The 17,120-nt window shown below is 66.9% G+C and carries 16 protein-coding genes, 1 tRNA gene and 1 pseudogene; 11 read left to right on the forward strand and 7 right to left on the reverse strand.

Annotation, left to right across the window (positions count from 1 at the left end; all coding sequences use genetic code 11):
• Positions 1-65: 65 nt before the first annotated feature.
• The 3 genes from NT132_RS13640 to NT132_RS13650 all read left to right on the forward strand — a co-directional run bounded on the left by NT132_RS13640 (position 66) and on the right by NT132_RS13650 (position 2,214).
• Complete coding sequence (locus NT132_RS13640) at positions 66-614, forward strand: EthD domain-containing protein (RefSeq protein ID WP_297789966.1); 549 nt, start codon at positions 66-68, stop codon at positions 612-614.
• Positions 611-1,354, forward strand: coding sequence for a glucose 1-dehydrogenase (locus NT132_RS13645; protein ID WP_297789968.1), 744 nt, complete (start codon positions 611-613; stop codon positions 1,352-1,354). Before NT132_RS13640 ends, NT132_RS13645 begins: the two co-directional genes overlap by 4 nt.
• 122 nt (positions 1,355-1,476) lie before the next feature.
• Entirely contained in the window at positions 1,477-2,214 is a 738-nt protein-coding gene (locus tag NT132_RS13650) for an amidohydrolase (RefSeq protein WP_297789970.1), read from the forward strand.
• A gap of 32 nt (positions 2,215-2,246) precedes the next feature.
• On the opposite strand, the gene NT132_RS13655 is transcribed toward NT132_RS13650, so the two are convergent.
• Genes NT132_RS13655 through NT132_RS13665 form a run of 3 tightly spaced genes read right to left on the reverse strand, consistent with a single transcriptional unit; the run spans position 2,247 to position 5,598 of the window.
• On the reverse strand, positions 2,247-3,026 hold the full coding sequence (locus NT132_RS13655) for a class II aldolase/adducin family protein (RefSeq protein WP_366940418.1): 780 nt from the start codon (positions 3,024-3,026) through the stop codon (positions 2,247-2,249).
• On the reverse strand, positions 3,001-4,497 hold the full coding sequence (locus NT132_RS13660) for an aldehyde dehydrogenase family protein (RefSeq protein WP_297789974.1): 1,497 nt from the start codon (positions 4,495-4,497) through the stop codon (positions 3,001-3,003). The genes NT132_RS13655 and NT132_RS13660 overlap by 26 nt, the downstream gene beginning before the upstream one ends.
• Before the next feature lie 15 nt (positions 4,498-4,512).
• Complete coding sequence (locus tag NT132_RS13665; RefSeq protein ID WP_297789976.1) at positions 4,513-5,598, reverse strand: iron-containing alcohol dehydrogenase family protein; 1,086 nt, start codon at positions 5,596-5,598, stop codon at positions 4,513-4,515.
• A gap of 162 nt (positions 5,599-5,760) precedes the next feature.
• On the opposite strand from NT132_RS13665, the gene NT132_RS13670 reads away from it, so the two are divergent.
• From NT132_RS13670 to NT132_RS13685, 4 genes and pseudogenes are all read left to right on the forward strand, one after another.
• Positions 5,761-6,672: a LysR family transcriptional regulator gene (locus NT132_RS13670; RefSeq protein ID WP_297789978.1), complete on the forward strand. Its 912-nt coding sequence runs from the start codon at positions 5,761-5,763 to the stop codon at positions 6,670-6,672.
• Positions 6,673-6,817: 145 nt separating this feature from the next.
• Positions 6,818-8,176, forward strand: coding sequence for an aminomethyl transferase family protein (locus NT132_RS13675; RefSeq protein WP_297789981.1), 1,359 nt, complete (start codon positions 6,818-6,820; stop codon positions 8,174-8,176).
• Positions 8,176-9,165 carry a hypothetical protein gene (locus tag NT132_RS13680; protein WP_297789983.1) on the forward strand — a complete coding sequence of 330 codons (990 nt, stop codon included), beginning with the start codon at positions 8,176-8,178 and terminating at the stop codon, positions 9,163-9,165. The genes NT132_RS13675 and NT132_RS13680 overlap by 1 nt, the downstream gene beginning before the upstream one ends.
• A 343-nt stretch (positions 9,166-9,508) precedes the next feature.
• Positions 9,509-9,955 (forward strand): annotated as a pseudogene (locus tag NT132_RS13685) (transposase); the annotation flags it as partial.
• A 762-nt stretch (positions 9,956-10,717) separates the two neighbouring features.
• Here NT132_RS13685 and NT132_RS13690 read toward each other — a convergent pair.
• A tRNA-Lys gene (locus tag NT132_RS13690) sits at positions 10,718-10,793 on the reverse strand.
• A 114-nt stretch (positions 10,794-10,907) separates the two neighbouring features.
• The gene (locus NT132_RS13695) at positions 10,908-11,564 is read right to left on the reverse strand and encodes a fasciclin domain-containing protein (RefSeq protein WP_297789986.1); all 657 of its coding nucleotides are present in this window, start codon (positions 11,562-11,564) and stop codon (positions 10,908-10,910) included.
• Positions 11,565-11,751: 187 nt separating this feature from the next.
• Here NT132_RS13695 and sigK point away from each other — a divergent pair, with 187 nt between their 5' ends.
• From sigK to NT132_RS13715, 4 genes are all read left to right on the forward strand, one after another.
• Positions 11,752-12,342, forward strand: coding sequence for an ECF RNA polymerase sigma factor SigK (gene sigK / locus NT132_RS13700; protein ID WP_297789988.1), 591 nt, complete (start codon positions 11,752-11,754; stop codon positions 12,340-12,342).
• Positions 12,339-13,118, forward strand: a complete 780-nt coding sequence (locus NT132_RS13705) for an anti-sigma factor (protein WP_297789990.1) — start codon at positions 12,339-12,341, stop codon at positions 13,116-13,118. Before sigK ends, NT132_RS13705 begins: the two co-directional genes overlap by 4 nt.
• A 235-nt stretch (positions 13,119-13,353) precedes the next feature.
• Complete coding sequence (locus NT132_RS13710; RefSeq protein WP_297789992.1) at positions 13,354-13,992, forward strand: DNA-directed RNA polymerase subunit beta; 639 nt, start codon at positions 13,354-13,356, stop codon at positions 13,990-13,992.
• A gap of 169 nt (positions 13,993-14,161) precedes the next feature.
• Positions 14,162-15,046 carry an aminodeoxychorismate lyase gene (locus NT132_RS13715; protein ID WP_297789994.1) on the forward strand — a complete coding sequence of 295 codons (885 nt, stop codon included), beginning with the start codon at positions 14,162-14,164 and terminating at the stop codon, positions 15,044-15,046.
• A gap of 203 nt (positions 15,047-15,249) precedes the next feature.
• Here NT132_RS13715 and NT132_RS13720 read toward each other — a convergent pair whose 3' ends face one another.
• Together NT132_RS13720 and pstB are read right to left on the reverse strand one after the other, a co-directional pair.
• Positions 15,250-16,089 carry a type IV toxin-antitoxin system AbiEi family antitoxin domain-containing protein gene (locus tag NT132_RS13720; protein WP_297789996.1) on the reverse strand — a complete coding sequence of 280 codons (840 nt, stop codon included), beginning with the start codon at positions 16,087-16,089 and terminating at the stop codon, positions 15,250-15,252.
• A 249-nt stretch (positions 16,090-16,338) separates the two neighbouring features.
• On the reverse strand, positions 16,339-17,118 hold the full coding sequence (pstB, locus tag NT132_RS13725) for a phosphate ABC transporter ATP-binding protein PstB (protein ID WP_297789998.1): 780 nt from the start codon (positions 17,116-17,118) through the stop codon (positions 16,339-16,341).
• Between the last annotated feature and the right edge of the window lie 2 nt (positions 17,119-17,120).

Consider the following 17,120-nt stretch of genomic DNA (forward strand, 5'->3'; position numbering starts at 1 on the left):
GCCTCGATATCAAATAGCGCAAGTCCGTCATTGTCGCCCGGTCCAGTCAGATCGATAGTGGAGTCATGCCGATCTTCAGTTTCCTCACCACCAAGCCGTCAACGCTGCCGGAGGGCACTCGGCTGTACGAGCTGACACCGCGACCCCACGCCTCTCAGAAGCACCCGTTGCCAGACGATCTGCAGCGCGCCCACTACCTGGCAGACGGGCCAGAGCTGCTCCCTGACGCAGAACTGGTCATCCCGGCTGAAGGACAGCTGATGTTCGAGCGGCCGGGATCCGGTCCGGGCAGGGGCGGCGTGGTTCGACTGCTGCTGAATGTGCGCAAGCCGGGAATCAGCCGTGATCAGTTCGCCCGTCATTGGCGTGAAGTGCATGCTCCGATGGCGATCGGCATGAACCCGCACTACGACTACTACACGACGAACATCGCCACTGATCCGGACAGTACCTGGGATGGCGTGCTGCAGGAGTGGTTTCCCAGTCGGGAAGCATTCGAGGAGCACGAGGCCGGGCTCGGCAACCTGAAGAAAGAAGTCTCGGACGATTACCAGCACTTCCTTGCCGACTCGGCCGAGTGCCCGCAGTGGATCGGAGTCGAGGTCGAATCATGACCGCGCTGCCCGGGCTGACCGGCAAACGGATCCTGGTGACCGCGGGCGGCTCTGGCATCGGCCTCGCCACGGTGCGCCGGCTGGTGGAATCGGGGGCACAGGTCACTGTTACGGACATCGACGGCGACCGTGTCGCGTCGGTCGTGGCCGAGCTCGGTGATGACCGCGTTTCGGGAGCGGTCGCAGACGCTGGTGATCCCGTCGCGGCCGATCGCGCCTTCCAGGCAGCCGTCGAGCGCTGGGGCGCGCTCGACGGCCTGTTCAACAACGCGGGCATCACAGCCCCGAGGGTGCCGCTCGCCGAGCTCGATCCGGAGGTTGCCCAGCGGGTCGCATCGGTGAACGTGCTCGGCACGTTCCGGATGATGCAGAAGATGATCCGTCATCTCGACGGGCGGACTGGGGTGATCCTGAACAACTCGTCCGGCACCGCCCTGGGATCCGCTCCGAACACCGGCTTCTATTCGGCGACGAAAGCGGCGGTGATCTCCCTCACCAGGACTGCGGCAGTGGAGGCCGCCCCGGTGGTCAGGGTCAACGCGATCCTCCCCGGTCCGACGGAGACACCCACCCTGCTGGCCGCATCGGTCGAACGGAAGGCGCAGTTCCTCGCCGATGTCCCGCTGGGCCGGTTCGGGAAGCCCGACGAGATCGCGGCGCTGGCGGCGTGGCTGCTCAGCGACGAGGCGTCGTTCATCACAGGTGGCGTGTTCACGGCCGATGGTGGTGTCACCGCCTGATGGGGCGTGCACCGATCGTCGACGCGCAGATCCACTGCTTCGAGAGCGACCACGCGGGGCGCCCGTGGACCGGTAAAGGCAGCCCGTTGCACGAAGCAACCGGAGCGCAGACGATCGAACGAATGGATCGTGCCGGTGTCGACGCGGCCGTGCTGGTCTCCCCCTGGCTGAATTACCTGGCGGATGCTTCGTACTCGTTGGAGGTCGCGGCCGCCTATCCAGGACGTTTTGCGGTAGTGGCTCCGATCGACCTGACCCGCGCCGACCCGGCCGGCATCGTCGATGACCTGATCGCGCACCCACACGGTGCGGGGCTGCGGCAGATGCTGTGGAGTCCGGCGTCGCGGGAGGCCGTGCGCGATGGCCGCCTGGATGATGTCTTCAACCGTATGGAGGATGCCGGTGTTCCGCTGTGCCTGGCTCTGGGCGGGGGCACTGCGGAAGCCGTCTGGATCGCGAGCCGGTTCCCCGCCCTCCCGGTGTTGATCGATCATCTGGGTTTACCCGCCTCGCCAGCCCCGCCTGCACCGGGGGAACCGTTCGCGACACTGGCCGACATTTTGGCGCTGTCCGACTACCCGAACGTGCAAGTGAAGGTCACCGGGATGCCGGCTCTCTCACACCAGCCATACCCGTACACAGATCTGCGGGACGCGTTGCGGCGCCTGATCGACTCGTTCGGGCCCGAACGAGTGCTGTGGGGCACGGACTGGACACGGGTACACGCCTTCCATACCTACCAAGAGGGTGTCGACTGGATCGCGGACGCCGGGCTGAGCGCCATAGAACTCGCTCGCGTGCGGGGTGCGAACGCGTTCGAGCTGTTCTTCCGCACGCGGCGCTTCGTCCCGATCGGTTAGAGCCCCCGGAGGGCTGGCGGTCTGCGCCTCGTTCACAGGCTGCTCTGTCTGACCAGATAGTCGAATCCGGCGTGTATCTGCGACTGCGGCCATCCCTGCACGGCCAAGTCGTCGTCGGACATGGCCGACTCGATCCCTCCAGCGGTGAGGGCCTGCAACAGGACGCAGGTGGCTCGCTCCAGTAGAACCGATCGCATGACCGATGCGGCGACATCGTCGCCGGTCATCACGAATCCGTGTTGAGGGATGAGCACGCCGATACTGTCGCCAAGGGTGGCGGCAAGCTGCTGTCCGAGCGCCCTGTTCCGGATCAGCGACGCAGTCTCGGTGAAGCGCGGCAGCTGCTGCCTGGTGAATTCGATCCCGGCGTGGCTGAGTGCGCGCATCGGTTCACCTGTGGCACACCATGCGTTCACGTTGTCACTGTGCGCGTGCGCCACGGATCCGACGTCGAGTCTGGCCTCGTACACCCCGGCGTGAATGAACCATTCGATGTGGCGGGGGCCCGTACCGGCGATGACATCGCCGTTCCAGCCGACGAGGTGGACCTGGTCGGGCTCTATCTCGTCGAACCCGAGTCCTGACGCCTTCATCCAGAAACCGCGTCCCTGCGGATCGCGAACGGACACGTGGCCCCACACGAAGTCGGTGAGGCCTCCGTACGCGAGCGCCTTGCTGGCACGGCTGACCTGGAGAGCAGCGGAAACGTCGTCGGTCGGGGCGGCAGCGAAGCCCGAGCGCTGCGTGGACTCGGCGGTGTACCCGCGGTGCTGATCGACCATCGATTCAGTGCCCGGCCGCGATCGACTCATCGCCGAAGAGCACGCTGACGTTCTTCGACTGGGTCCAGGACAGCAATTCCTCGTGATTCTCCTCGCGTCCGATACCGGAGTCCTTGTACCCGCCGAATCCGGTGCCGAGGAAGTGCCTGCTGGTCTCGTTGATCCAGACATACCCGGCCTGGATGTCGCGGGCGAACGAATGCGCGAGGCGAAGATCGTTCGTATACGCGCTGGCGGTCAGGCCGTAGTGGACGCTGTTGGCGATGGTGAGCGCCTCGTCGTAGTCGTCGAAGGGCATCGCCACGAGCACTGGGCCGAAGATCTCCTCCTGCGCCAGGCGTCCGTAAGGGTCGACGTTGTCGAACAGCGTCGGGCGGACGAAAAGGCCGTTGGCGAGCTCCCCGTCGGTTACCTGATAGCCGCCAGCGACGAGGTCGTAGCCGGCGGATTTTCCGAGCTCGATGTAGCTCATCACCTTGTCGAACTGCTGCTTGTTCACGATCGAGGCGGTGTCAGTGCTCTCGTCGTGCGGCGGCCCCGACCGCATGGCCTCCATCTGCTCGCCGAGAGCGTCGACCACCTGCCGATGGATGCTCCGGTGCACGATCAGCCGCGACGTGGAGCCGCAGGACTGCCCCTGCCAGGTGAAGTTCATGCCGCGCAGGGCGCCGGCGACCGCTTTGTCGACGTCGGCGTCCGGGAAGATCACCAGCGGGTTCTTCCCGCCCAGCTCGAGCGAGACGTGCTTGATCCCGACCTCTGCGGCACGGCGCTGGATCATCCGTCCGGTGGGGTCCGCACCGATGAACGCGAGGCGGTGCACATCGGGGTGGACCACGAGTGCGTCGCCGGCCTCATGTCCATAGCCGGTGATGATGTTCACCACGCCGGGGGGGAAGATCTCGCTGATGATGTCGGCCGCGGCCAGCGAGGAGAGAGATGTGTGCTCCGAGGGCTTGGTGACGACGGTGTTGCCCGCGGCCAGTGCCCCTGCCATCTTGCCGACCGTGAACAGCAGCGGGTGGTTGAAGGCGCTGATCCGGCCCACGACGCCGTAGGGCTGACGCATCGAGTACATCAGCCGTTCGCTGCTGGACGGGATGGTCGCGCCTTGCGCTTCAAGCACGAGCCCGGCGAAATACCGCAGCTGTCCGGCGGTGACTTTGCTGTCGAACCGCATCTCGTGCAGGGGGCTGCCGTTGTCCAGCGAGTCCAGCGATGCGAGCCGCTCGCTGTTCTCTTCGATGGCATCGGCGAGGCGGTCCAAGTATTGAGCGCGCTGCAGCGGCTCGAGAGCCGCCCAGGCGGGGAAGGCGTCTTTCGCGGCCTGCACGGCGTCGTCGACGTCGGCCGCTGTCAGCCGGGGGATCGTGGTGATGATCTGACCGGTGGAGGGATTGAGGACATCGATGGTCTGTCCGTCGCGTGCTCCTCGACGTTCCCCGCCGATCAAGGCGAGGTTGGAGATGTCGGTCGGGAGTGCGTTGCTGGTAGTGCTCACTGGGGCGTCTTTCGATCAGGCGGGGGTGGCCGCGCGCGTGGCAAGGTTGAGAAGGTCGTCGTCGCTAGCGGGCCGGCGGTTGTTGTTGCGGAACGGGCTGGCTGACCCGGCACGGAAGAACTCCTGCGCAGCATCAGTGGGGAGCTCGTTCTTGTAGAACGCAGTCGGGATGGCGGCCTCCGCGTATAGGGCGGGGAGTGCATCGATCTCCGCGATCACATCCGAGCTGACCACCGAGCGGTTGAACTCGGCAACCAGAGGAAGCACGACACTGTTCTGGCGGCCGTGCGCGATGCGGATCTTCGACGACGCGGTGATCGCGTGTACGAGGCTGAGCCCGGCGTTGCCGCAGGCGAAGTTCGCCATGGTGGATGCCTCGAGCAGTCGCTGCAGATCCTCGGCGCGGCGCTCTCGCAGGGCCCGGGGGAGGACATCCCGGATAGTCCGAACGGCGTGAAGGGCCGCGGAGTCCGTGAAGTACGTGGCGCCGTTGGCCCAGAGAGCCTCGAACCCGTGGCTGAGCGCATCGGCCGCTGCGTCCCGCATCGGCACCTCCGGTAGGCCGATGAGGTGTCTACCGTCGAGGATCGCGATGTCGGGCTCATACCCCCAGCCGCGAATGCCGACGTTCGTGGCGCTATCCGTGTCGTACAGCACGAATGCATTGGAGACTTCCGAGCCGGACCCGGCGGTCGTGGGGATCGCGATGAATGGCGCGGGCCTGACCGGTGCCCGGTCGACGCCCTTGTACTCGACGACACGCCCGGAGTTCGTCAGCAGCAACGCGACTGCCTTGGCAAGGCTCAGTGCGCTTCCTCCTCCGACCCCGACGACGAGGTCGGCACCGGCTTGCCGGGCCAGCTCGGTAGCGTGCTCGGCGGCGGAGATCGTGGGGTCGACGTCGGCGAGAGATTCAGAGACGAGCGACTCACCGAGGAGATTCTCGATGTTCGAGAGCAGGCCGATGCGTTTCAGCCCGGCGTCGCCGATGAGTGCAACGCGTTGACCGCCCAGCGTTGCGACGTGCGTGGCCAACTCGGCCGTCGACCCGAGGCCCGTGTGGACTCGGGTCGGTGTGGTGTACAAGGGGCTCTTGGTCATGATCAACTTCGATCCTGTGCGTTCCGCAACAGTGGTGGTGGACGTTTGCCAGACTAGGCGGGTCGCGGCCGAGCGAGGAAAGACCAAGCTCCCGCGACTTATTGTTATGCTCGTATGAATGGTCCGGCAACGAGGTCGTGACCATCTCGTGAGGAGTCAGCGATGTCGATCGAAATCCGGCATCTGCGGCAGTTTCTCGCCGTAGCGGAAGAGTTGCATTTCACGCGTGCCGCAGAGCGTCTTCATCTCGCGCAACCTGCGCTGAGCGCGCAGATCAAAAAGCTCGAGCAGGAGCTGCAGATCAGGTTATTCGAGCGAAACACGCGCGCCGTCGAGTTGACTCCGGCGGGTGAGGAGCTGGCAGCGCAGGCACGTCTGGTGGTCGAGAGCTACGACAGCACGTTGGCGACGGCCGCAAAGCTGCGTGGAGGCGGGGCCGGGAATGTCAGCGTCGGGGTATCGTCCCGGTTCCGGCCGGCTTTGCGTCGTTCGATTCTCAGCCAGCTCGCCACGGTTGCGCCCGGGCTCACCTTGGACATTGTCTCGGAGAGCAGCGTCCGCCTCGTGCAGGCGGTCGCTGACGGGCGCATCGACGCCGCAGTAGTCGTCGCTCCTGCGAACATCGCGACTCTCCGCGCCCTGCGAGTGCGGGATACGCACATGGTGGCAACCCTGCCGGAGACGCATCCATTGTCCAGTGCGGAGTCGGTGACACTCTGGGAGTTGCGGGACGAACGGTGGATTCTGCCGAGCTCCGACGTCTACGCGTCGAACTCGCTCATGCATGCCATGTGCGTCGAGGCCGGCTTCCGGCTCAAGGTTGCAGCTACCGCGAGCAGCAACTACGACGATGACTTCGTCGGTGTCTCCGAAGGCCACGGCATCGAAGTGGTTCCGGACGTGTTCACCCGCCCCGGGGCGATCCCTGGGGTGACTTTTGTGCCCGTGGACGGTCCCACGCTCCCGATCTACTTGATCGCCCGAGCTGAGAACGATTCCCGCCTGCTGGGGCCGGTTTTCAAGGCTGTGGCTGCGACGATGGGCGAAGAAGGACCGGTCCTCGCCGTCGCGTGACCCAGAAGTTCTGTCGTGCAGAATTCCCTTCAAGAAGCGTTCGCGGTGCGGGCACCATCAGTCGGTGTAAGGGCGCAGTCGCCCCTATCTAGCCGACGAGTGCGATCGAAGGATCGCGCTCGGTGAACCGCAGGAAGTGCCGACGATGTCCGAAAGCCTTGAGTCCGCCATCAATGCCGCCGGAGGACCGATTGAGTTCCTCCGCAACCGCAGCGCCCGTGCACACACGTTGCCGGTGCCCGCCGAGCACACGAACTGGCAGGAGGAGCAGCGCGCCTGGCGTGACACTGTCGCCCTCATGGACCAGTCGCACCACATGACCGACCTGTTCCTGCGCGGCCCCGACGCGCTGCGGCTGCTCACCGACCTCGGTGTGAACAGCTTCAAGAACTTCGGGACCGATCGCGCCAAGCAGCTCATCGTAACCAGCCCCGAGGGGCACTACATCGGCGACGTCATCCTGTTCCATCTGCCCGATGGCACGTTCAACCTGGTCGGTCGCGAGATCGTGATGGACTGGGTCCAGTTCCATCTGGAGACGGGTGACTACGATGCGACAGCCGAGCGCGACGACAACACGGCGGTGCGCGAGAAGGGCAAGAACCCGACGCTCTACCGTTACGAGCTTCAGGGCCCGAACGCGAATGCCCTCGTCGCCAAGGCGATCGGCGGCGAGGTCCCCGAGGTCCGCTTCTTCCACGTGGCGACCTTCCAGATCGCCGGCCACGAGGTGCACGCCCTGCGTCACGGCATGGCAGGTCAGCCCGGATACGAGCTCTTCGGACCCTGGGCCGACGGTGCGGACGTCCTCGCTGCCCTGCTGGCCGCCGGTGAGGGACTCGACCTGAAGCGGGTCGGCGCCAAGGCGTATGCGACGGCCAACGTGGCATCCGGGTGGATCCCCCCGACGCTGCCCGGTATCTTCTCCGGAGAGTCGACGCGTGCATTCCGCGAATGGCTCCCCGTCGACAACATCGGAGCGCTCGGAGGCAGCCTGAACTACGACCGCATCGAGGACTACTACCTCACCCCGTTCGACCTCGGATACGACTATGTGGTCTCGTTCGATCACGACTTCATCGGCAAGAAGGCGCTGGAGAAGGTCGCCGCGGCGCCGCACCGTAAGAAGGTCAGCCTGGTGTGGAACCCCGAGGACCTCGGGCGCGCGTTCGCGAGCCTCTTCGAGCCGTCCGGGCAGCGTGCGAAGCTGATCAACCTGCCGAAGCCGCGTTACGCCATTTACCAGAAGGACGCGGTGCTCATCGGCGACCGTCTCGTCGGTGTCTCCATGGACCTCGGCTACATCTCCAACGAGCAGGTGTTCCTGTCGTTGGCGTCGGTGGACTCCGACCTCGCTGAGGGAACAGAGGTCACCGTGCTGTGGGGCGAGGACCCGCTGTCGAGCAAGCCGGGCGTCGAGCCGCACACGCAGATCGCCATCCGCGCGACAGTGGCGCCCGCGCCGTACCACCAGTACGCCCGCGAAGCGTACCGGGACAAGTGATGTCGCGCCTGCAGCTGACGTTCGCCTGCTGGGATTACGACCGCATTAAGCCGCTGCAGGATGGCACCGTCGCACCGGAAGGGATCGATCTCAACATCCTTCCCCTCCGGGTGGAGGAGACGTTCTTCCGCGCGCTGCGTGGGCACGAGTTCGACCTGTGTGAACTCAGCCTGTCGTCGTACCTGCTGACTCGCAACGAACCGAACCCGCCGTTCATCGCCATCCCGGTGTTCCCGTCGCGGTTCTTCCGACACCAGTCGATCTACGTCAATTCCGACAAGATCTCGTCGCCGCAGGACCTGGTGGGCAAGCGCGTCGGGACGCCGGAGTATCAGATGACTGCCGGGGTCTGGCAGCGCGGGACTCTCGCCGACGAGTACGGCGTGCCCGTGGACTCAGTCGAGTACGTCACCGGCGCCCTATCGGGCACGAAGAAGCGGGAGGAGAAGATCCGCCTGCAGCTGCCGGAGAACATCCGGGTGACGCCGATAGAGGAGGGCCGCAATCTCTCCGATATGCTCGCAGCCGGGGAGATCGACGCGATCTACACGGCACCGGCGCCCTCGACATTCGGGAAGGAGCCGCAGGTACGACACCTGTTCGAGGACTTCGTTGACGTCGAGAAGGAGTACTTCAGCCGTACCGGGATCTTCCCGATCATGCACGTAGTCGCGATCAAGACGGAGGTCTACGAGAAGCATCCGTGGATCGCCCGGTCGCTGCTGAAGGCGTTCAACGAGTCGCTCGCCGTCGCCTATGCCGGCTTGCGTGAGCGGTCGGCGTTGAAGGTGATGCTGCCATGGCTGCAGCAGCACGTCGCCGAAACAGTACACGCGCTCGGCGAAGACTACTGGGGATACGGGATCGCCAAGAACCGCCATGTCCTTGAGACCTTCGCCCGCTATTCGTACGATCAGGGGCTATCCCAGACACTGCGCACACCGGAGGAGATGTTCGCGCCAGGGGTTGAGGAAGGCTTCGTCATCTAACAGCGCCACTCGGCTTCCGCGGCAACCCATCACAAGCGAGGCTAAGTGTCCGGAGCGTCCCGAGAAGGACGATTCTGGCGAGTCGCGAAGCCGTCTGCGTGGGTGGCGAGCGTCGCCTGAGAAGCCCGGATTTCCGCCGAAACACGGGCTGCTCAGACGAGAGTAGGGAGTCAGCGCGTTCCGCACCGAATCGGCCCAGACGTCACGCGCGACCCTGCGACGGTGACGTCCCCTGGGGTGGTGTAGTTTTCCGGCTCGAGTTTCACGTCCGGGACGTGGTGAGCCATCGTGCGATGGTCAGTGAGAACTGTCTAGGAATCTCACGAAAGGACACAAACGCACGATGGCTCTTGACCAGTCTGCCCTCCTCGAGCTGCTCGGGGAACTGAAACTCACCGATGTGAATGACCGAATCCGGGTCGCGACCGAGACGCTCTATCAAGAGCTGATCGACGCGGAAGCGGCCGCGTTCATCGGCGCCGCCCCATTCGAGCGCACCCCGGATCGTGTTGCGCAGCGAAACGGGACCCGGCTGCGCACGCTGACGACGACCGCGGGTGAGCTCGAGCTGCGGATCCCGAAGCTGCGGCAGGGGTCGTTCTTCCCGTCGCTGCTGGAACGCCGCCGCCGGGTCGACCAAGCCCTGTTCGCGGTCGTGATGGAGGCGTACGTCCACGGCGTCTCCACGAGGAAGGTCGACGATCTCGTGAAGGCGCTCGGCGCCGACACCGGGATCAGCAAGTCCGAGGTCTCCCGGATCTGCCAGAACCTCGACGAGGACGTCGCCGCTTCTTCTTCCCGAAGAAGGCCATGCCCGAAGTCGACGAGCACGACCTTGCCGAGACGGTCGCCGAACGGTTGGTGTAGAAACGAGAAGAAGCCCCGGATATTCCGGGGCTTCTTCTCGCACTGCTGGATCGCGGCGCTGTCGTCCACCCACAGCGCGACGAGTGTACGTCGCGCGCACGAAGTGCTCGCCGGCATCCTCGAGATCGCGACGAGAGATCGACGTATCTCGACGAATCCTGCCCGCGGCGTAAAGCGGCCCGCGGCGGAGGCTGCGCGTCCGGAACTCATCGTCTTCCTGGCCTACACCGGTCTGCGGTGGGGTGAAGCGACCGGCCTCCGTGTCAAGCACATCGATCTGAAGCGTCGACGCGTCAGCGTGGAGGAGAACGCCGTCGAGGTGGGCAGCTTCATCGAGATCGGCACTCCCAAGACCCATGAGAAGCGTCAGGTGCCCTACCCGGCGTTCCTCGCCGACACGATGCAGACGCTCGTCGCCGGCAAAGGGCGCGACGCACTTGTCTTCGGCGAGGGGCGGATCCACGTACGTCGTCCGAAGGCGACGACGGGATAGTGCAACAGTGCGGTCTGCCGCGCGCAGGAGAAGTCGGCGGCCGCCATCGAGGCTGCTGTGGATGCGGGGGAGGAGCCGCCGCACCCATTCCCGCGCGTGACGCCGCACGACCTGCGGCACACCGCGGCCATTTCGGCGAGGCGTGACCGCTGCGATCCCAGTCGGGATTAGGGATGAAGGCGGTCGAAATACTGGTGGGCCCCGTGGGGCTCGAACCCACGACCCGCGGATTAAAAGTCCGATGCTCTACCGACTGAGCTAGAGGCCCCAATGCCTCCAGACTACTTCGTCCGTGAGGCCACTCGGAAACGACGAACCGGACGCTCAACACACGTGAAGCGCCCGCCGATCCGAAGACCGGCGGGCGCTGCATCCCGGGTGCTTACGCTGCCGGGGGCATCAGCACCGTGTCGATGAGGTACACGGTGGCGTTGGCGGTTTTCACGCCGCCGCAGATGACGGTGGACTCGCCGTTGACCATCCAGTCGTCACCGCTGCCGGTGACCTCGAGGTCCTGACCCTCGACGGTCGTGTGCATGCCCTCGATGTCGGCCGGCGCGATCTGGCCGGGGACCACGTGGTACGTGAGGATCTTCGTCAGCAGGTCGCTGTCGGTCTTCAGTGTCTCGATGGTGGCCGCGTCGATCTTCGCGAACGCGTCATCGACCGGGGCGAACACGGTGAACTCGCTGCCGTTGAGCGTGTCGACGAGGTTCACGTTGGGGTTCAGCTGCCCACTCACGGCGGAGACCAGCGTCGTCAGCAGGGGGTTGTTGGAGGCCGCCGTCGCGACCGGGTCCATCGACATGCCCTCGACGGAGCCGGCGCCGGAGGGCACGGCTTCGGCGTAGTCGGCGCAGCCCGCGCCGACGAGGTCGGCCATCGCGTCGTCGGTGGGCATGGCGGATTCGCTCTCCATCGGAGCGGAGCTAGGCGACTCGGTGGTCTCGGATGCGGTGCCGCTACAGGCGGAGAGGGCGAATACTCCCGCGAGAGCCAGGGACAGGCCGGCTGCAAACTTTTTCTTCGTGCTGAGCATGAGTACTACCTCCGGTGTGAGGACGCCGCGCTGTTGCGGCGTTCACAGGGTCGTTCGGTGCCCCGCCTGAATCGGATGGGAAAAGATTCAGAAGAATCTTTTCGATGCCCGAAGGACGCGGTTCCGCGTCGCGTCAACCCCCGGCACCGGATGCGGGCAACGGAGCGTCTTCGGTCATGCTGGGGTCATGGTGATCGACGGCATCGACGTGCCCGACGACGGGTCAGTCCCGGTCGACCACATCGGTGAACTGCTCGTGCGCACGGCCTCGGGAGATCAGGCAGCGTTCGCCGAGCTCTACGACATGCTCTCTTCCCGCGCGTTCGGCCTCATCCTTCGGGTGCTCGTCGACCGGTCGCAGAGCGAGGAAGTGCTGCAGGAAGTGTTCCTCGAGGTGTGGCAATCCGCATCCCGCTTTGTTCCGAACAAGGGGCAAGGAAGGACATGGGTGCTCACGATCGCACACCGCCGGGCCGTCGACCGCGTCAGAGCGTCGCAGTCGAGCACGGACCGGGACGTGCGAGCGGGGTTCCGCGACCTGGGTGCGCCGCATGACGGCGTCGCCGAGGAAGTGGAGCTGCGGATCGAAGGCGCCAAGGTGTCCGACGCGCTGAACCAGCTACCCGACGCACAGCGTGAAGCGCTCACCCTCGCCTATTACGGGGGTTACAGTCAGAGCGAAATCGCGGCGCTCGTCGGGGCGCCGCTCGGCACGATCAAGACACGGATGCGGGACGGACTCTCGCGACTTCGAACGAGTATGGGGGTGACGGCATGAACGAACGAGACTTCGACGAACTCTCCGCCGGGCACGCCCTGCATGCCCTGTCGGCGGAGGACGAGCGCGCCTACCAGCAGGCGCTCGCCGCCCGGCCCGACCGGCAGGCTCACGGCCGTGCCGACGAGACCGCCGCCGCCCTGCTCTCGGACGCGGTCGCCGACGAGACGCCCCCCGCCGACCTCCGGGCGCGCCTGCTCGCGCAGATCGCCACCACCCCGCAGACCCCGGATGCGGTCGCGCCTGGGGCCGACGCCGAAGAGGCGCTGCTCCCGAACGACCTTGCGGGTCCGTCCGCGGTGACCGGGCCTCGCCCCTCCCGCTTCGGCCGCGCCTGGTTCGCGCTTGCCGCGAGCATCGCCCTCATCGTCGCGGTCGGCGCGGGCGTCGCCGTGTTCAGCCAGCAGGTGCAGCCCTCGCCGGCCGCGGTCGCGCTGGAGCGGATCGAGGGTGCGGGCGACGCGCAGACCGCATCCACCACCCTCGCCGACGGCGGTGTGGCGACCGCGCACTGGTCGCCGTCACTGGGGGAGGCGGTACTCGTCAGCGACGGGCTGCCGGAGATCCCCGAGGATCGCGCGTTCGAGCTGTGGTTCATCCGCGACGGCACCCCCATCTCGGCGGGTGTGTTCACCGCGGAGGGCGATGACGCGACCGCGCGGCTCACCGGCGATATGCACGCCGGCGACGTGATCGCGGTGACGATCGAACAGGCCGGCGGCTCACCCACCGGCGACCCGACCACAGATGCGATCGTCGCGATCCCGACCGCCTGACCCGAAGCCCCCGGGGATCGTCGCGATCCGGACCCGCGGTCCGGACCGCCTGACGCGGGAGCCCCCTGGGGTCGTTGCGATCCCGACCGCCTGACCCGCAGCGCCCTGGGATCGTCGCGGTCCGGACTGCCTGACCCGAAGCCCCCGGGGATCGTCGCGATCCCGACCGCCTGACCCGAAGCCCCCGGGGATCGTCGCGATCCGGACCGCCTGACCCGCGAGTACCCTGGATTCGGTGACAGACGACTCCCGGCCCTTCCACAAGCCCGTCCGGCGCCCGGCGGAGCTCTTCGACCGCCTGTTCTCGGCCGAGGACCCGGCCGAGGTCTCGCGCGTGGCCCACTCCACCGCGATGGCGCTGCTGTCGCGTGTGCGCGCCGACCCGGATGCGGACGTCGTCGAGCGCCTCGTCGCCTTCACGGATCACAACGGCATCGACGACATCGCCGAGCTGTGGTCGCGGGCTCCGGCCCGCTCGCTTCCCGGGGCGCTATGGCGGCTGTACCTGCTGCAGCTCATGATCCACGACGACGCCCCCTCGTCCGCGCTCCTGTACGAGCGGGGACGCGTGGCCACGGGTTCCTCGGACGAGGTCGTCGTCGGCGCTCCAGTGCCGGCGAGCCCGGAGGAGATGGTCGCTCTCATCGACACCATCCTGCGCGGCCTCTTCCAGGGTGATTTCGCGATCGCGCTGGAGCGTGCGGCGGCGTTCTGCCGCATCCAGTCGGCCGGCGCCACCCATGTCGCCGACGACTACGAGCTCAGCGAGCCGGAGCGGGCGTCCGCGTTGACGACGCGCGCGCTGCGGCTGTCGACCTACGCGGAAGATCTCGCGGCGGCCGCGGGGCTGTGGCGCCGGGAGTCGCTGACCTGATTCTCGCCGGGATGCGGATCGCCGCCCGGACATGAAGGTGCCGGGCCGCTGAACGCCTCTCGGCGCGAGGCCGCTCAAAGCGGCAAAAGATGGAGCCCGGGGTTACAGCGGCCCGGCTGATCCAGTGTAACCGAGGCCGCGCGCGAGGCATTCCCCTAGGCTCGAATTCATGGCCTGGCGTCACGCACTTCTGCTCACCCCCGCGGCATCCGACGATGTCCGCACCGACTTCGCCGACACGTTCACCGTGATCGACCCGTCGGCACCGGCGTTGAGCGTGGGGGAGCTGAGCACGCAGCGCGGGGACGGCATCTTCGAGTCGATCGGCGTCGTCGATGGCCACGCGCAGGAGGTCGATGCGCACCTGGAGCGCCTCGCCCATTCCGCGCAGCTCTGCGACCTGCCGGTGCCGAACGTCGTGCAGTGGCGGCAGGCCGTGACCGCCGCCGCATCCGAGTGCCCGGCAGGGGAGTGCGTGATCAAGCTCATCCTCAGCCGCGGCGTCGAGCACGGCCCGACCCCGACCGCGTGGGTCACGGTCGCGACGGCGCCCGACAACTCCGCGGTGCGCGAGCGGGGCATCCGGGTCGTGATCCTCGACCGCGGCTACGACAGCGCTGCACCCGCCCGGGCGCCGTGGCTGCTGCTCGGCGCGAAGACCCTGTCGTACGCAACGAACATGGCTGCGATCCGCGAGGCGCACCGTCGCGGATCCGACGACGCCGTCTTCGTCTCGAGCGACGGGATCCTGCTCGAGGGGCCGACGTCGTCGCTGATCCTCCGCCAAGGCGACCGGTTCGTCACGCCCGCGCCGGGCGCCGGCATCCTCCATGGCACGACCCAGCTGAGCCTGTTCGCATGGCTCGAGTCGCAGGGTTACGAGACCGGATATGAGACGCTCCCGGTGTCTGCGCTGCACGAGGCGGATGCGGCGTGGCTGCTGTCGAGCGTGCGACTCGCCGCCGGGATCACCTCGGTCGACGGCGCGCCGCTGCCGTACGACGCCGCTTTCACCGCATCCATCAACCGGTACCTCCTCTCGCCCCGCGACTGACCTGGCCCCGCGCGCCGCGCCCGGCACCCCCACCGTCGTTCGGAGGTGCCGTGCGCGACGCTCGGCACCCCCGCCGTCGTTCGGAGTTCGGGGGGTTGCGTCCGCGAGATGGCACTTCTGCCCCGCGTGTCGCGTTCTGAATCCGAACGACGGCGGATGGCGCGACGGAAGCGGGCGCGGCGGCGGCGAGGATGCGAGAGGGCTCAGCGCCAGCGGTGGTCGCCGGCGGCGACCTTGGCGAGCACGACCTGCTCGACCATGTCCCAATCACCCCGCACCTGCGCATAGTCGAAGCGGAGCGTCTCGAACCCGCACAGTGCGGCCGCGGCGTCACGCTCGAGATCGCGTCGGCGTTGCACGGTGCCTCCGTGATGCGCCTCCGAGTCGATCTCGATGAGCAGACGCTCGCCGATCCGGAAGTCCGAACGCCCGCCCGCGGGATGCGCAGGCTGCGAGGTCATCGGCAGACGATGCCGCCGCATCCGGAGGAAGAACAGCGACTCCGTTCCCGATCCGGAGTCGGTGCGTGCCAGGGGCAATATGCGCCGCACCGCCGGTGGAAGCGCAGCCGCCATGGCCATGACCTGCGACGGATGCAGACGGTGGAGCGCCAGCGCCGACTCCAGACTCACGAAGAAGGCCTCCGCCCCCTGACAGTGAGCGATCTGGGGGAGACATTCGGCGATGTTCAGCATTCGACCGCGCTCGAGGCGTGGGCCGTCCCAATGCTCTACACAGGTGCAGTCGAGGTGGCTCCGCAGGACGTGTCCGTCGGTGCCCATGAGCACATGGACACCGGCCGGATCGAGCACCCACAGCCCACGGATGCTGGCCGCGGTCACGCACGCCGGTGAACCGCCGTGCCGCGCGGCGGCGATGAGGAGGGGGTGCGTGCCGGGTCGAGCGAACACGCCGCGGTGCACACGATGCAGGTCGCCCGTGGCGACGGCGGAGGCGATCATGTCGCGGCTCCATCCGCGTGCGCGCAGTTGCCAGGTGCGGACGAATGGCCCCGTCGCGGCGCGGGGGAGCGGTCGGCTCATGCCTCGAGCGTGACCGCATCCGTCTCCGCCGATGCGGCATCCGCCTGAGCCATCGAATCTCAGGCCGCCCTCGCCGCTTGGGGAGGAGACGTCGCCCACCCGCCGTCGTTCGGATTTCGGGGGTCGCAGGCCGCGAAACAGCAGCCGTACCCCGCGTGTCGCGCTCAGAATCCGAACGACGGCAGGAGACCGGGAGGCGATGCGGGAGCGGGATGCGGGAGCGGATGCGGGCCGACCCGGGGCGCAGGCTTACCCGAAGCGCCCGGAGACGTAGTCCTCGGTGGCCTGCACGGATGGGGTGGTGAAGATCGTCGAGGTGGCGTCGTACTCGATGAGCTTGCCGGGCTTGCCGGTGCCGGCGATGTTGAAGAACGCCGTCTTGTCCGAGACGCGGGATGCCTGCTGCATGTTGTGCGTGACGATGACGATCGTGTAGGTGCTCTTGAGCTCCTCGATCAGCTCCTCGATCGCGTACGTCGAGATGGGGTCGAGGGCCGAGCACGGCTCGTCCATCAGCAGCACGTCGGGGGAGACGGCGATCGCGCGGGCGATGCACAGTCGCTGCTGCTGACCGCCGGAGAGGCCGGAGCCCGGCTTGTCGAGCCGATCCTTGACCTCGTTCCACAGGTTCGCGCCCTGCAGCGACGACTCCACGAGGGCGTCCGAATCGGAGCGCGACATCCGCCGGTTGTTGAGCTTCACCCCGGCCAGCACGTTCTCGCGGATCGACATCGTGGGGAACGGGTTCGGACGCTGGAACACCATGCCGATCTGGCGCCGCACGAGCACCGGGTCGACGGAGGGACCGTAGAGGTCGTCGCCGTCGAGCAGCACCTCGCCCTCGACGCGCGCGCCGGGGATGACTTCGTGCATGCGGTTGAGGGTCCGCAGGAACGTGGACTTGCCGCATCCGGACGGGCCGATGAACGCGGTGACGCTGCGCGGTTCGATCTCGAGCGAGACGCCTTCGACAGCGAGGAAGTCGCTGTAGTAGACGTTCAGGTCGTTTACTTCGATGCTCTTTGACACGA

The organism is Microbacterium sp. (assembly GCF_026393345.1).
Classification (GTDB): Bacteria; Actinomycetota; Actinomycetes; order Actinomycetales; family Microbacteriaceae; genus Microbacterium.